This window comes from Massilia sp. YIM B02763, from assembly GCF_030412015.1.
Taxonomy (GTDB): domain Bacteria; phylum Pseudomonadota; class Gammaproteobacteria; order Burkholderiales; family Burkholderiaceae_D; genus Telluria.
The window spans coordinates 62,021-75,819 of the sequence record NZ_JASNRD010000019.1 but is presented as its reverse complement, the minus strand read 5'-3'; the positions used below and the strand labels follow the sequence as shown (position 1 = coordinate 75,819).

Sequence of the window (13,799 nt, the reverse complement as noted above, 5' to 3'; positions counted from 1 at the left end):
CTTACTCCGGCAGGATCTCGAAGGTCGCCGAGTAGCTGTAGCGCTTGGCAGGCTGTTCCACGCCCGGACCGCGCGGGGCATTGGCGGGGTAGGCGGCGCTCAGCCAGTACATGTTCGGCGCCGGCAGCTTGAAGCTCGCTTCGCCGTTGGCGTCGGTCGTCAAGCGGGTCTCGTTCAGCGTGCCGCGGTACTTGACGCCGCCCGGGATCAGGCTGAACGGGAAGTTGGCCAGCGGCTTGCCGTCCAGCTGGAAGCGGAACTTCGCCGTTTCTCCGGCGCGCAGCTCGGTCGGGTTGCTGAGTGCAACCATCTCCAGGCCGCTGCCCGTCGGCTTCAGGGCGCCGTCGCTGGACTTGTTGAGCGTGACGAAGGTGTCCTGGCGCTGGACCATGGTGGTGGTCTTGACGTCGGTGGCGCCGGCCGGCGGGGCGTCGTTGCCGCGGAAGCGCTTCGTCTCGCCGTTCAGCTTGTAGCTGCCCATGAGGTTGTTGGCGCCGAGCGTGATGCGGTAGGTGCCGTCCTTGGGCAGCAGGATGTCCACGCTGGAACGGTGCTTGCCCATCACGGCGGCCGGGGCCGGGGCGGTGGCGCCGTCCGGGCCCGTCACGGTCAGGCCGTCCATCTTGAGCGGCATGAAGTCGTTCTCGAACAGGCCTTCGGAAATGGCGCCGTCGATCGTGACCCAGGCTTCGCGGTCGGTTTCGATGATGGACGTGTTCGGGATCATCCACGGACGGTGGGCCTGGGCCGCGACGGCGACGCCGGCCAATGCCACGGCGATGGCGAGCTGCTTGATCATCTTGTTGTTACGCATTGCTGTCTCCTTATTGGATCGCGACGGCGACCTTGCCCAGTTCTTCCTTGCCGGCCGCTTCCGCCGTCACCTTGCCCTTGGCGGGCCAGGTGAAGGGCACGCGCACCAGCTCGCGGCCGCCGCCTTCGCGCGCCGCTTCGACGACCAGCTTGTAGTCGCCGGCCGGCAGCTTGTCCAGGCCCGTGATGGCGGGGCCGAAATTCAGCGTATGGGTGCCGGCGGCGCGGGTGGCGCCGCTGACGCCGTCGATCGGCAGCCTGGCGTCGCGGCCGGCCTTGCGCCACCAGGTGCGCAGGTCCTTGACCCATTTTTCGCCCGCATTATTGTTTTTCTTGACGTCGTACAGGACCGACAGCGTGGAAGCAACGGTCTGGTCCGGACGCTCGATCCAGATCGCCACATAGGGCTTGTGGTATTCGGCCACGTTCAGCTGCGGCAGGTCGAACTTGACGGACAGGTCGGCGGCCACCGCCCAGCCGGAGGCGAGCGGCAGGGTGAGGGCGAGCGAATGGGACAGTTTCATAAGGCCTTTCGGACGGTGGTTGACTAAAAAATAGGCGATGGCCCGTTCAGTGCACGAACAGGAGGGCGATCACGGCCGGCAGGACGATGCCCAAACCGATCACGGGCCAGGTCGACGGCCGGTTGGCCGCGTGGTACTTCATGATCAGGAAGCCGGTGATGCAGAACACGACGCAGGCGATGGCGAAGATGTCGATGAACCAGCTCCACACGGTGCCGGCATTGCGGCCCTTGTGCATGTCGTTCAGCCACGAGATCCAGCCGCGGTCGGTCTTTTCGTATTCGGCCTGGCCGTCCGCGCCCATGCGCAGCCAGGCGTCGCCGCCCGGGCGGGGCAGGGCGACGTAGGCGTCTTCCTCGCTCCACTCGGCGCGCACGCCGCGCACCTGCACGGGAAACGTCGCTTCGGCCCAGTCCGACAGCTCGGCCGGCAGCGGCAGCTTCGCGTCCGGGTGGGCCGCGGCGAATGCCTCCAGCTGGGTGCGCAAGGGCGCGGGCAGCGTCGCCTTCTCGCGCACGACCTGCGGCTTGGCCTCGATCTGCGACGCGTGGTTCAGCGTGAAGCCGGTGAAGGCGAACAGCAGCATGGCCATCAGGCAGATGGCGGAGCTGATCCAGTGCCACTGGTGCAGGTGGCGCAGGAACAGTGCACGGCGCGCGCCCGGCAGGGCGGGGGCGGCAGCGGTCGATACGGAAGGGGAGGGGCCGGTGGAGTCCATCAGTAAATGATAACGATTATCATTTAGTGGGTCAACTCGGCAATTGACCCAACTTTAGGCAGATGGTTTTGTGTAATTCCGCTAATAAAATACAAATGCGGGTAACTGCATTTTAGTAACAAATAAAATGTGGCTGCGGAGTCAACCGCTTTGACATCGTTGCGTTACAATATCGTGCGCAAATTAGGCAGTCCGCTGCATTGATATGCCTCGAAGTTCTTACGAGTCCTTCCCCCCACAACTTGAGTAGTAGTGCGATCCGCTAACCGGTCAGGCCGTGTCGCGGAAGGTTAGATTAACCCGCCCCAACCTCGCGAAACGCGAAGAAAGGTGAGCAAGAATGATGCAACAATATAACGCCAACTCATACCTGTTCGGCGGTAATGCGCCGTATGTGGAAGAGTTGTACGAAGCGTACCTGAGCAATCCGGGTTCGGTCCCGGACAACTGGCGCGCTTACTTCGACGCGATGCAGCACATGCCTGCCGTCGATGGCAGCGAGAAGCCGGACGTCGACCACTCCTCCGTGATCGCTTCCTTCGCCGAGCGCGCCAAGCAGGGCCCGATCCGCACCGTCACCGCCTCCCCGGACGCCGAACTCGGCCGCAAGCGCGTCGCCGTCACCCAGCTGATCGCCGCCTACCGCTACCTCGGCTCGCGCTGGGCCACGCTGGACCCGCTGCAGCGCCAGGAACGTCCCCCGATTCCCGAACTCGACCCGTCCTTCTACGGTTTCTCCGAAGCCGACCTGGACACCGTGTTCAACATCAGCAACACCTACTTCGGCAAGGAAAGCGCCTCGCTGCGCGACCTGCTGAACATGCTGCGCGAAACCTATTGCCGCGACGTCGGCGCCGAATTCATGTACGTCAGCGATCCGACCGAGAAGCGCTGGCTGCAGGAGCGCCTGGAGTCGATCCGCTCGACCCCGGCGTTCACGGCAGAAAAGAAAAAGCACATCCTCGAGCGCCTGACCGCGGCCGAAGGCCTGGAGCGCTACCTCCACACGAAGTACGTCGGCGCCAAGCGCTTCTCGCTGGAAGGCGGCGAATCGTTCATCGCGTCGATGGATGAAGTGATCCAGCGCGCCGGCGAGCAGGGCGTCCAGGAAATCGTCATCGGCATGGCCCACCGCGGCCGCCTGAACGTCCTGGTCAACACCCTGGGCAAGAGCCCGGCCGACCTGTTCGAGGAATTCGAAGGCAAGCACGCCGACGACCTGCCGTCGGGCGACGTGAAATACCACCAGGGCTTCTCGAGCGACATCTCGACCCCGGGCGGCCCGGTCCACCTGTCGCTGGCGTTCAACCCGTCGCACCTGGAAATCGTGAACCCGGTCGTCGAGGGTTCGGTCAAGGCGCGCATGGAACGCCGCGGCGACCGCAAGGGCAAGGAAGTGCTGCCGATCCTGGTGCACGGCGACGCCGCCTTCGCCGGCCAGGGCGTGGTCATGGAAACCCTGAACCTGGCCCAGACCCGCGGCTACGGCACCGGCGGTACCGTCCACATCGTCATCAACAACCAGATCGGCTTCACCACCTCGGACCCGCGCGACGCCCGTTCGACGCTGTACTGCACCGACGTGGTCAAGATGATCGAGGCGCCGGTGCTGCACGTGAACGGCGACGATCCGGAAGCCGTCGTGCTGGCGACCCAGATCGCCATGGACTACCGCACCGAGTTCCACAAGGACGTCGTCGTCGACATCGTCTGCTACCGCAAGCTGGGCCACAACGAGCAGGACACCCCGGCCCTGACCCAGCCGCTGATGTACAAGAAGATCGCCAAGCACCCGGGCACCCGCAAGATGTACGCGGACAAGCTGGCTGCGCAAGGCACCATCGCCGCCGACGGCGGCGACCAGATGGTCGCGGCCTACCGCAACGCGATGGACGCCGGCAAGACCACCGTCGATCCGGTCCTGACCGACTTCAAGAACAAGTACGCCGTCGACTGGGCGCCGTTCCTGAACAAGAAGTGGACCGACGCCGCCGACACCGCCGTGCCGCTGACCGAGCTGAAACGCCTGTCGCAGCGCATCACGACCGTACCGGAAAACTTCAAGCTGCACTCGCTGGTCGAGAAGGTGCTGGCCGACCGCGCCACGATGGGCCGCGGCGAGATGAACCTCGACTGGGGCATGGGCGAACACCTGGCCTACGCATCGCTGCTGGCCTCCGGCTACGCCGTGCGCCTGTCGGGCCAGGATGCCGGCCGCGGCACCTTCGTGCACCGCCACGCCGTGCTGCACGACCAGAACCGCGAGCGCTGGGACCAGGGCATCTACCTGCCGCTGGCCAACGTCCAGGACAACCAGGCGCAGTTCACCGTGATCGACTCCGTGCTGTCGGAAGAAGCGGTCCTGGGCTTCGAATACGGCTACTCGACCGCCGAACCGAACACCCTGACCATCTGGGAAGGCCAGTTCGGCGACTTCGTCAACGGTGCGCAGGTCGTCATCGACCAGTTCATCGCCTCCGGCGAAGTGAAGTGGGGCCGTGCCTCGGGTCTCGTGCTGATGCTGCCGCACGGCTACGAAGGCCAGGGTCCGGAACACTCGTCGGCCCGTATCGAGCGCTTCCTGCAGCTGTGCGCCGACCACAATATGCAAGTGGTCCAGCCGACCACCGCGGCCCAGATCTTCCACCTGCTGCGCCGCCAGATGGTGCGCCAGTTCCGCAAGCCGCTGGTGATCTTCACGCCGAAGTCGCTGCTGCGTAACAAGGACGCCGGCTCGCCGCTGACCGACCTGGCCAAGGGCGGCTTCCAGACCGTCATCGGCGAACTGGACGACAAGATCGACGCCAACAAGGTCAAGCGCGTGATCGTCTGCTCGGGCAAGGTCTACTACGACCTGGTGAATACCCGCAAGACGCGCAACGTGACGGACACCGCGATCATCCGCATGGAGCAGCTGTACCCGTTCCCGCACAAGGCGTTCCAGGCGGAGCTCAAGCGCTTCCCGAACGCGACCGAAGTCGTGTGGGCGCAGGACGAGCCGCAGAACCAGGGCCCGTGGTTCCAGATCCAGCACAACATCTTCGAGAGCATGGAAGCCGGCCAGCGCCTGTCGTACGCAGGCCGCCCCGCTTCCGCCGCCCCGGCCGTCGGCTATGCCGACAAGCACGTGGCGCAGCAAAAGGAGTTGCTGGATACCGCGTTCGCGAAGCTGAAGGGCTTCGTGCTGACCAAGTAAGCACAGCGTCATGACCGGCCCCGCGCCACCCGGCGCGGGGTTTCGCACAGAATAAATATTTGGAGTTTTAAATGGCACAAATCGAAGTCAAGGTACCCCAGCTGTCGGAATCCGTTGCGGAAGCAACCCTGCTGTCGTGGCACAAGAAAGTCGGCGAGGCCGTCTCGCGCGACGAGAACATGATCGACATCGAGACCGACAAGGTGGTCCTGGAACTGCCGGCCCCGAACGCCGGCGTGATCGTGCAAATCATCAAGAACGACGGCGCCACTGTCGTTGCCGGCGAAACCATCGCCATCATCGATACCGAAGGTTCGGCCCAGACCAGCCCGATCTCGATCACCGCCGCGCCGGTCGACAATGCCCCGGCCGTCGCCCCGGCGCCGCACTCGGCACCGGCCGCCGCCGCCGGCGGTGCGAAGTCGGACGTCGCCATGCCGGCCGCCGCCAAGATCCTGGCCGACAACAACCTGACGACCGCGGATGCCACCGGCACCGGCCGTGACGGCCGCGTGACCAAGGGCGATGCCCTGGCCGCCGTCGCCGGCAAGCCGGCCGTCGCGCCGGCCGCACCGGCCCCGCTGGCACAGCAGGCTGCCACCGCAGCGGCGGCCCGGCCGGCACTGCAGCAAGTCGCCGCACCGGCCCCGAACCTGGGCGACCGTCCGGAAGAGCGCGTGCCGATGAGCCGCCTGCGTGCCCGTATCGCCGAGCGCCTGCTGCAATCGCAACAGACCAACGCGATCCTGACCACGTTCAACGAAGTGAACATGGCGCCGGTCATGGACCTGCGTAACAAGTACAAGGACAAGTTCGAGAAGGAACACGGCGTCAAGCTGGGCTTCATGTCCTTCTTCGTCAAGGCCGCCGTGCACGCCCTGAAGAAGTACCCGATCCTGAACGCCTCGGTCGACGGTAACGACATCATCTACCACGGCTACTTCGACATCGGCATCGCCGTCGGTTCGCCGCGCGGCCTGGTCGTCCCGATCCTGCGCAATGCCGACCAGATGTCGATCGCCGACATCGAGAAGAAGATCGGCGAATTCGGCGCCAAGGCCAAGGACGGCAAGCTGACGCTGGAAGACCTGACCGGCGGTACGTTCTCGATCTCGAACGGCGGCGTGTTCGGCTCGATGCTGTCGACCCCGATCATCAACCCGCCGCAGTCGGCGATCCTGGGCGTGCACGCGACCAAGGACCGCGCCGTGGTGGAAAACGGCCAGATCGTGATCCGCCCGATGAACTACCTGGCGATGTCGTACGACCACCGCATCATCGACGGCCGCGAAGCCGTCCTGGGCCTGGTCGCCATGAAGGAAGCGCTGGAAGATCCGGCCCGCCTGCTGCTCGACCTGTAATTTGCTGCCGGGAAGGGCACGTGCCCGGTGCCGTGTTGTGTTGTCTGATGGAGGAAGACCATGATCTCCGATGAAATCAAGCGTTTGCACGAACTGCACCAGGCCGGCGCCCTGACCGACGCCGAATTCGAACAGGCCAAGGCGAAAGTCCTGGCCTCGGAACGGGTGAGCCTGAACAAGACGGCGGCCGGCGACGGCAGCTTCGCCTCGGAGCTGAACGCGCTGCGCCGCTCGCGCACCGACCGCTGGCTGAGCGGCGTGTGCGGCGGCCTGGCCGTGGCCTCGGGCGTCGAGGCCTGGATCTGGCGCCTTGTCTTCACCCTGTTCACCCTGACCTTCGGATTCGGCGCGGTGATTTACCTGTTGTTGTGGATCTTCGTACCAGAAGAATGAATTCGGAAACCCGGCCGCCGCGCACCCGCGGCCGGGCACAAAAGGAAACGATCAATGAGCACTGAAAAACAATTCGACGTCGTCGTGATCGGCGGCGGTCCTGGCGGCTACGTCGCCGCCATCCGCGCAGCCCAGCTGGGCTTCAAGACCGCCTGCATCGACGATGCGGTCAACGCCAAGGGCGGCCCGGCCCTGGGCGGCACCTGCACCAACGTCGGCTGCATTCCGTCGAAGGCGCTGCTGCAATCGTCGGAGCACTTCGAGCACGCCGGCCACGCCTTCAAGGAACACGGCATCAACGTGTCGGGCCTGGAGCTGGACCTGGCGCAGATGCTCAAGCGCAAGGATGGCGTCGTCAAGGCCAACAACGACGGCATCGTCTACCTGTTCAAGAAAAACAAGGTCACCTTCTTCCACGGCCGCGGCACCTTCGCCGGCAAGGAAGGCGAGGGCTTCACCATCGACGTGACGGGTCCGACCACGGACACCATCAGCGCCAAGAACGTCATCGTCGCCACCGGCTCGAACCCGCGCGAACTGCCGAACGCGCCGTTCGACGAGAAGATCATCCTGTCGAACACCGGCGCGCTGGCCATCGACGCCGTCCCGGCCAAGCTGGGCGTGATCGGCGCCGGCGTGATCGGCCTGGAAATGGGTTCCGTATGGCGCCGCGTCGGTGCGCAGGTCACCGTGCTGGAAGGCCTGCCGACCTTCCTGGGCGCTGTCGACCAGCAGATCGCCAAGGAAGCGCACAAGGCCTTCACCAAGCAGGGCCTGGCCATCCACCTGGGCGTGAAGATCGGTAACATCACCAAGGGCGCCGACAACGTCACCGTCGAATACGCCGACGCGACCGGCGCGGCGCAGACCGCCACGTTCGACCGCCTGATCGTCTCGATCGGCCGCGTGCCGAACACCAACGGCCTGGGCTTCGACAAGGTCGGCCTGCAGCTCGACGAGCGCGGCTTCATCGCCGTGGACGACGAGTGCCGCACCGGCGTGCCGGGCATCTGGGCGGTGGGCGACGTCGTGCGCGGCCCGATGCTGGCGCACAAGGCGGAAGAAGAGGGCGTCGCGGTGGCCGAGCGCATCGCCGGCCAGCATGGCCACGTCAACTTCAACACCATCCCGTGGGTGATCTACACCTCGCCGGAAATCGCCTGGGTCGGCCGCACCGAAGAGCAGCTCAAGAAAGACGGCGTGGCCTACAAGGCCGGCACCTTCCCGTTCATGGCCAACGGCCGTGCGCGCGCGCTGGGCGACACCACCGGCATGGTCAAGGTCATCGCCGATGCCGCCACCGACGAGATCCTGGGCGTGCACATCGTGGGCCCGGTCGCGTCCGAGCTGATCTCGGAAGCCGTGGTCGCGATGGAGTTCAAGGCCTCGGCCGAAGACATCGCCCGCATCTGCCACGCGCACCCGACGCTGTCGGAAGCGACCAAGGAAGCCGCGCTCGCCGTCGACAAGCGTTCGCTGAACTTCTAATCCCGGCCGCATGACCGGGCGTGGGGTGGACGGCGTCGCCGTCCACCCCACATTTTTATGTTGTCCATCCCATGAACGTCCAAGAGTATTACCAGCACGCGCTGACCGAGCGCGGATTCAAGTCCGATGCGGCGCAGCAGCGCGCCGTCGACCGCCTGCAGCAGGCCTACGACGAGTGGGTGCAGTACAAGTCGCAGCGCTCGTCCACGCTCAAGCGCCTGCTCAACCGTCCCGAGGTGCCGCGCGGCGTCTACATGTGGGGCGGGGTGGGACGCGGCAAGTCCTTCCTCATGGACAGCTTCTATTCGGTCGTGCCCGTGGTGCGCAAGACGCGCCTGCACTTCCACGAGTTCATGCGCGCCGTGCACCGCCAGCTCGACGAACTGAAGGGCGTCGAGGATCCGCTGGTCGAGGTCGCCAAGCGCATCGCCAAGAAATACCGCCTGATCTGCTTCGACGAATTCCACGTGAGCGACGTGGCCGACGCGATGATCATGTACAACCTGCTGTCGAAACTGTTCGAGTACGGCGTCTCCTTCGTGATGACCTCGAACTACGACCCCGACAAGCTGTACCCGGACGGCCTGCACCGCGACCGCATGCTGCCGACCATCGCCCTGCTCAAGGACAAGCTGGACGTGATGAACGTCGATGCCGGCATCGACTACCGCCACCGCGCGCTGGAGCAGGTGCAGGCCTACTACACGCCGCTGGGCGCCGCCGCCGACAAGGCGCTGCGCGACACCTATGCAAAGGTGGCCGATACCGCCGACGAGGATCCGCGCGTGCGCATCGAACAGCGCGAACTCAAGGCGCTGCGGCGCGCCGGCGGCGTCATCTGGTTCGACTTCGCCACGCTGTGCGGCGGCCCGCGTTCCCAGAATGACTACCTGGAACTGGCCGCCCAGTTCCACACCGTGATCCTGTCGGCCGTGCCGCGCATGTCCGCGTCGATGTCGTCCGAGGCGCGCCGCTTCACCTGGCTGATCGACGTGTTCTACGACCACAAGGTCAAGCTGATCATGTCGGCCGAGGTCGAACCCGAGCAGCTGTACACGGAAGGCGCGATGTCGAACGAGTTCCACCGTACCGTGTCGCGTATCATCGAGATGCAGTCGCGCGAATACATGCTGGCCGATCGCCGCGGCGCCGCCGATGCGTTGGCTTGATGCCTGCATGGCGATGTTTGATTGATGCCCACCAAGAGGAACCGATGACCAACCGTTTTTCCATCGGCAGCATCCTGGCCCTGAGCCTGTCGATGCTGCTGGCCGCCTGCGGCACGACCCCCGAGGCCGTTCCGCACGAGGCGCCGCCCCCGCCCGTGACCTCGGTCGCCGAGGCCGACCAGCAACTGGCCGCCGTGGCGCGCGAGCGCGCCGCCATCGAGGCCCGCTTCAATGCCAGGGTCACGGTCTGCTATGCCAAATTCTTTGTGAATAATTGCCTGGACGAGGCCAAGGAGCAGCGCCGCACGGCGCTGGCGGCCCAGCGCGCGATCGAGGTGCAGGCCCAGCGCTTCAAGCGCGAGGCCGTCGTCGAGAACCGCGACCGCCAAGTGGCCGAGGCCGAGCGCCGCTTCCAGGAAAAGGAAGCCGAGCTCGCCGCCCAGCCGCCGAAACCCAAGGCGGAACCGAAGCCGCCGGCCGCCCCGCCGAAGCCGACGCTGGCCAAGCGCGAGGCCGACCATGCCAAGCGCGTGCAGGAGGAAGAACGCAAGGACGCGCAGCAGGCGGGCAAGCGCGCCCAGAACGTGCGCAACTACGAAGAGCGCAAGGCCGAATCCGAGAAGCGCCAGGCCAAGGTGGCCCAGCGCAAGGCCGAGCGCGCGGCCAAGGAAGCCAAGGAAGCCGAGCAGAAGGCCAAGGACGCCGCTGCAGGCAAATGATGGGTAGGGTGGACGGCTGTGCCGTCCACGCGGTGATTGTTGGCGGCTCCGTGCCCGTGCTCGATATCGGCGCCGTTACGTATCGCCGCGTGGACGGCTGTGCCGTCCACCCTACGCCGTATCGACGAGTTTCACGATCGCCATCGTGCAGTTGCCGCCCTTGCCCTGCGAGCGTTCGTTGGCCTTGGCGATGAGTAGCTCGGACGCCTGGCGCGGGCTGTTCCGGGCCGTGACGGCGCCCAGCTCGGCGTCGGTGAAGAAATGCCACAGCCCGTCCGAGCACAGCAGGAAGACGTCGCCCGGCGCCAGGACGGCGTGCTGGCCGACCGTGACGAACGGTTCCTTGCGGCTATTGCCCAGGACATTCAGCAGCAGCCTGGACTTGCGGTGGCTCCTGGCCGCGTCCGGCGGCAGGCGGTCGCTCGACACCAGGTGCTCGACGTAGTCCGCGTCGCCCGTGCGCGCCACGCAGGAGCCTTCCTGGAAGTGGTACAGGCGGGAATCCCCCACGTGCGCCCAGGCCGCCTCGCCGTACGGCGTCAATACGAGGCCGACGAAGCTGGCATGGACCTCGGCCTGCGTCGTGACGGCGTTCATCTTGATGACCAGGTGGGTTTCCTGGACGATGTCGCGCAGCAGCTGGTGCAGGCGCGCGATGGAAGGGCGGTCGCCGGGCTTGAACGCGTCGAAGACCTGCTTGGCGGTGTGCAGCACCTGTTCCGACGCGGCCGCGCCGGCGATGCCGTCGGACAGGACCGCCAGCACGTAGCCGGGCGCCCTGGCCCCCTTCATCAGTGCCGCCCTGTCGTTCTGCCGGGGCCGGTTGCTGATGTGCTGCGCGGTGCCTGCTTCGATTCTATACGGCATCATAAATACACGGGATAAGACAATGAGACACGGCAATGGGCAGCCAAAGCGTCGCTTTCCGACGCCGCCTTGCGATCTTTGTTGGCGGCAACGGCGGGGTAGATTAAACTATGCACCGAGTTGCACTATAGTTGCAAGCCGGTAATTGCAAGACGCTAAAGCCTTGGAGCCGATCCGCAACGGCTCGGCAGACCGCGCATCCTTCCCACCCCAGCCTTTAGATATTGTTCGGAATTGACATGATCGACGTCCAGGAGATCCAGCGCCGCATTATTGAACTCGACGTGGAACACCGCGACCTCGACGCTGTCATAGACATGCTGACCCGTGACGGTCACACCGATCAATTGCAGCTGCGCCGCCTGAAAAAGCGCAAGCTGCAGCTGAAGGACCACATCACGCTGCTGAAAATGCAGCTGGTGCCGGACGTTCCGGCCTGATCGAATTCCGCTTTCCCTTGACCGACCATCTCCCTCCAGCCGGCCTCGATGCCGGCGCACCGCTTTCTCCCGACACCGCCGGCACGGCGCCCGAGCAGGCGCCCGGCAAGTACGATGCCGAGGTCGACCGCATCTTCGGCGCCGGCGGCCCGCTCGCGCCCGCCGTCGGCAGCTTCAAGCCGCGCCAGTCGCAGACCGAAATGGCCAAGGCCATCGCGCACGCGATCGGCACCCAGGGCACCCTGATCGCCGAAGCCGGCACCGGCACGGGCAAGACCTTCGCCTACCTGGTGCCGGCCCTGCTGTGGGGCGGCAAGACCATCGTCTCGACGGGGACCAAGAACCTGCAGGACCAATTGTTCTCGCGCGACATCCCGAACGTGCGCGCCGCCTTGCGCGCGCCCGTCTCGGTGGCGCTGCTCAAGGGCCGCTCGAACTACGTCTGCCACTACCACCTGGAGCGTACGCTGTCGAACGGGCGCCTGACCTCGCGCGACGACGTCGGCCACCTGCGCGAGATCTCGCGCTTCGTCAAGATGAGCCAGTCGGGCGACAAGTCCGAGCTGACCAAGGTGCCGGAAACGGCGTCGGTGTGGAACCTGGTGACCTCGACGCGCGAGAACTGCCTCGGGCAGGAATGCCAGTACTACCAGGATTGCTTCGTGATGAAGGCGCGCCGCGAGGCGCAGCAGGCCGACGTCGTCGTCGTCAACCACCACCTGTTCTTCGCCGACGTGGCGCTCAAGGAAGGCGGCATGGCCGAGCTGCTGCCGTCCGCCAATACCATCATCTTCGACGAGGCGCACCAGCTGCCGGAAGTGGCCACGCTGTTCTTCGGCACCTCGGTCTCGACTTCGCAGGTGCTGGAGCTGTGCCGCGACGTGCTGGCCGAAGGCCTGGCGCACGCGCGCGCCGGCGTCGACTGGGCCAAGGCCGTGACGACGGTCGAAAAGGCGGCGCGCGACCTGCGCCTCACGTTCCCGGACAGCGGCACGCGCCTGTCGCTGCCCCAGATCGCGCCGGATTCCGGCTTCTTCCCGGCGCTGGAAAAGCTGAAGGAGGAACTCGAAGGCCTGATCGACGTGCTGGAAGAAAACGCCGAGCGCGCGGAGACGCTGGAACAGTGCCGCGTGCGCGCCGTCGAGCTGCTGGAACAGTACAAGGCCTGGAAGTCCGAGCCCAAGAAAGGCAAGGAGATCGAGGGCGACGACGCCGTGTTGTGGGTCGAGGCCTTCGCCTCCGCGCTGCAGCTGCACAAGACGCCGCTGTCGATCGCGCCGATCTTCGCCGGCCAGCGCGCCGGCGCGCCGCGCAGCTGGATCTTCACGTCCGCGACGCTGGCCGTGAAGAACGACTTCAAGCACTTCACCGCCCAGCTCGGCATGACGGGCGAGCCCGCCCACACCTGGCCCAGCCCCTTCAATTATCCGGAGCAGGGCATCCTGTACGTGCCGACCGGCCTGCCCGAGCCGAACACGATGGGCTATACCGACGCCGTCGTCGACATGGCGCTGCCCGTGATCGAGGCGGCCGGCGGGCGCACCTTCTTCCTGTGCACGACGATCCGCGCCGTCAACCGCGTGGCCGAGCGCCTGCGCCAGGAATTCGCCGACCGCGGCCTGGACTTCCCCCTGTTCGTGCAGGGCGAGCGCGGCCGTACCGAGCTGCTCGATTCCTTCCGCAACGCCGGCAATGCCGTGCTGGTGGGCAGCCAGAGCTTCTGGGAAGGCGTGGACGTGCGCGGCGAGGCGCTGTCGCTGGTGATCATCGACAAGCTGCCGTTCGCCCCGCCCGACGACCCGGTGCTGGCCGCGCGCATCGAAGTGATGGAAAAGAAGGGCATGAACGGCTTTGTCCACCACACGCTGCCGGAAGCCATCATCAACCTGAAGCAGGGCGCCGGCCGCCTGATACGCGACGTCGACGACCGCGGCGTGCTGATGCTGTGCGACCCGCGCGTGATCAGCAAGCCCTACGGCCGGCGCATCTGGCAGAGCCTGCCGCCGTTCAAGCGTACGCGGGTGCAGGAAGAGGTGATCGCCTTCTTCAAGAACCTGCCGTAGGGGTCAGAGCCCGGTGTTGCTGTTAAAAGGGCTCTGACCCCGGAGTTG

At 65.8% G+C, this 13,799-nt stretch carries 12 protein-coding genes; 8 read left to right on the top strand and 4 right to left on the bottom strand.

The genetic code is table 11. The features are described 5' to 3' along the window. Position 1 precedes the first annotated feature (1 nt). Genes QPK32_RS20880 through QPK32_RS20870 form a run of 3 tightly spaced genes read right to left on the bottom strand, consistent with a single transcriptional unit; the run spans position 2 to position 2,055 of the window. Positions 2-814, bottom strand: coding sequence for a DUF4198 domain-containing protein (locus QPK32_RS20880; protein WP_290414720.1), 813 nt, complete (start codon positions 812-814; stop codon positions 2-4). Positions 815-824: 10 nt separating this feature from the next. Next, positions 825-1,337 (bottom strand): DUF2271 domain-containing protein, encoded by a 513-nt coding sequence (locus QPK32_RS20875; protein WP_290414719.1) that lies wholly within the window; start codon positions 1,335-1,337, stop codon positions 825-827. Between the two features lie 46 nt (positions 1,338-1,383). After that, positions 1,384-2,055, bottom strand: a complete 672-nt coding sequence (locus QPK32_RS20870; protein WP_290414718.1) for a PepSY-associated TM helix domain-containing protein — start codon at positions 2,053-2,055, stop codon at positions 1,384-1,386. 340 nt (positions 2,056-2,395) lie between these two features. Between QPK32_RS20870 and QPK32_RS20865 the strand changes: the two genes are divergently transcribed. The 6 genes from QPK32_RS20865 (at position 2,396) to QPK32_RS20840 (ending at position 10,381) form a co-directional block, all read left to right on the top strand. Beyond that, on the top strand, positions 2,396-5,251 hold the full coding sequence (locus QPK32_RS20865) for a 2-oxoglutarate dehydrogenase E1 component (RefSeq protein WP_290414717.1): 2,856 nt from the start codon (positions 2,396-2,398) through the stop codon (positions 5,249-5,251). Positions 5,252-5,322: 71 nt separating this feature from the next. Beyond that, the gene (gene odhB, locus QPK32_RS20860; protein ID WP_290414716.1) at positions 5,323-6,612 is read left to right on the top strand and encodes a 2-oxoglutarate dehydrogenase complex dihydrolipoyllysine-residue succinyltransferase; all 1,290 of its coding nucleotides are present in this window, start codon (positions 5,323-5,325) and stop codon (positions 6,610-6,612) included. 60 nt (positions 6,613-6,672) lie between these two features. Continuing rightward, positions 6,673-7,005, top strand: coding sequence for a PspC domain-containing protein (locus tag QPK32_RS20855; RefSeq protein WP_290414715.1), 333 nt, complete (start codon positions 6,673-6,675; stop codon positions 7,003-7,005). 54 nt (positions 7,006-7,059) lie between these two features. Next, a complete protein-coding gene (lpdA, locus tag QPK32_RS20850; RefSeq protein ID WP_290414714.1) occupies positions 7,060-8,493 on the top strand; it encodes a dihydrolipoyl dehydrogenase in 1,434 nt (477 codons plus the stop codon). A gap of 71 nt (positions 8,494-8,564) precedes the next feature. Continuing rightward, on the top strand, positions 8,565-9,662 hold the full coding sequence (gene zapE / locus QPK32_RS20845; RefSeq protein ID WP_290414713.1) for a cell division protein ZapE: 1,098 nt from the start codon (positions 8,565-8,567) through the stop codon (positions 9,660-9,662). Between the two features lie 44 nt (positions 9,663-9,706). Beyond that, on the top strand, positions 9,707-10,381 hold the full coding sequence (locus tag QPK32_RS20840; protein WP_290414712.1) for a hypothetical protein: 675 nt from the start codon (positions 9,707-9,709) through the stop codon (positions 10,379-10,381). A 111-nt stretch (positions 10,382-10,492) separates the two neighbouring features. On the opposite strand, the gene QPK32_RS20835 is transcribed toward QPK32_RS20840, so the two are convergent. Then, positions 10,493-11,251, bottom strand: a complete 759-nt coding sequence (locus QPK32_RS20835; RefSeq protein WP_290414711.1) for a PP2C family serine/threonine-protein phosphatase — start codon at positions 11,249-11,251, stop codon at positions 10,493-10,495. 236 nt (positions 11,252-11,487) lie between these two features. Here QPK32_RS20835 and QPK32_RS20830 point away from each other — a divergent pair, with 236 nt between their 5' ends. Next, positions 11,488-11,688: a YdcH family protein gene (locus QPK32_RS20830; protein WP_036168848.1), complete on the top strand. Its 201-nt coding sequence runs from the start codon at positions 11,488-11,490 to the stop codon at positions 11,686-11,688. Positions 11,689-11,705: 17 nt separating this feature from the next. Beyond that, positions 11,706-13,751, top strand: coding sequence for an ATP-dependent DNA helicase (locus tag QPK32_RS20825; RefSeq protein WP_308632623.1), 2,046 nt, complete (start codon positions 11,706-11,708; stop codon positions 13,749-13,751). The last annotated feature ends 48 nt before the right edge of the window (positions 13,752-13,799 follow it).

What these genes read in the sequence shown, in the direction of transcription:
- QPK32_RS20870 (WP_290414718.1), bottom strand. Translation starts at nt 2,055, where the DNA reads ATGGACTCCACCGGCCCCTCCCCTTCCGTATCGACCGCTGCCGCCCCC.
- QPK32_RS20875 (WP_290414719.1), bottom strand. Translation starts at nt 1,337, where the DNA reads ATGAAACTGTCCCATTCGCTCGCCCTCACCCTGCCGCTCGCCTCCGGC.
- QPK32_RS20840 (WP_290414712.1), top strand. Translation starts at nt 9,707, where the DNA reads ATGACCAACCGTTTTTCCATCGGCAGCATCCTGGCCCTGAGCCTGTCG.
- QPK32_RS20855 (WP_290414715.1), top strand. Translation starts at nt 6,673, where the DNA reads ATGATCTCCGATGAAATCAAGCGTTTGCACGAACTGCACCAGGCCGGC.
- QPK32_RS20830 (WP_036168848.1), top strand. Translation starts at nt 11,488, where the DNA reads ATGATCGACGTCCAGGAGATCCAGCGCCGCATTATTGAACTCGACGTG.
- QPK32_RS20865 (WP_290414717.1), top strand. Translation starts at nt 2,396, where the DNA reads ATGATGCAACAATATAACGCCAACTCATACCTGTTCGGCGGTAATGCG.
- QPK32_RS20835 (WP_290414711.1), bottom strand. Translation starts at nt 11,251, where the DNA reads ATGATGCCGTATAGAATCGAAGCAGGCACCGCGCAGCACATCAGCAAC.
- odhB (WP_290414716.1), top strand. Translation starts at nt 5,323, where the DNA reads ATGGCACAAATCGAAGTCAAGGTACCCCAGCTGTCGGAATCCGTTGCG.
- zapE (WP_290414713.1), top strand. Translation starts at nt 8,565, where the DNA reads ATGAACGTCCAAGAGTATTACCAGCACGCGCTGACCGAGCGCGGATTC.
- QPK32_RS20880 (WP_290414720.1), bottom strand. Translation starts at nt 814, where the DNA reads ATGCGTAACAACAAGATGATCAAGCAGCTCGCCATCGCCGTGGCATTG.
- lpdA (WP_290414714.1), top strand. Translation starts at nt 7,060, where the DNA reads ATGAGCACTGAAAAACAATTCGACGTCGTCGTGATCGGCGGCGGTCCT.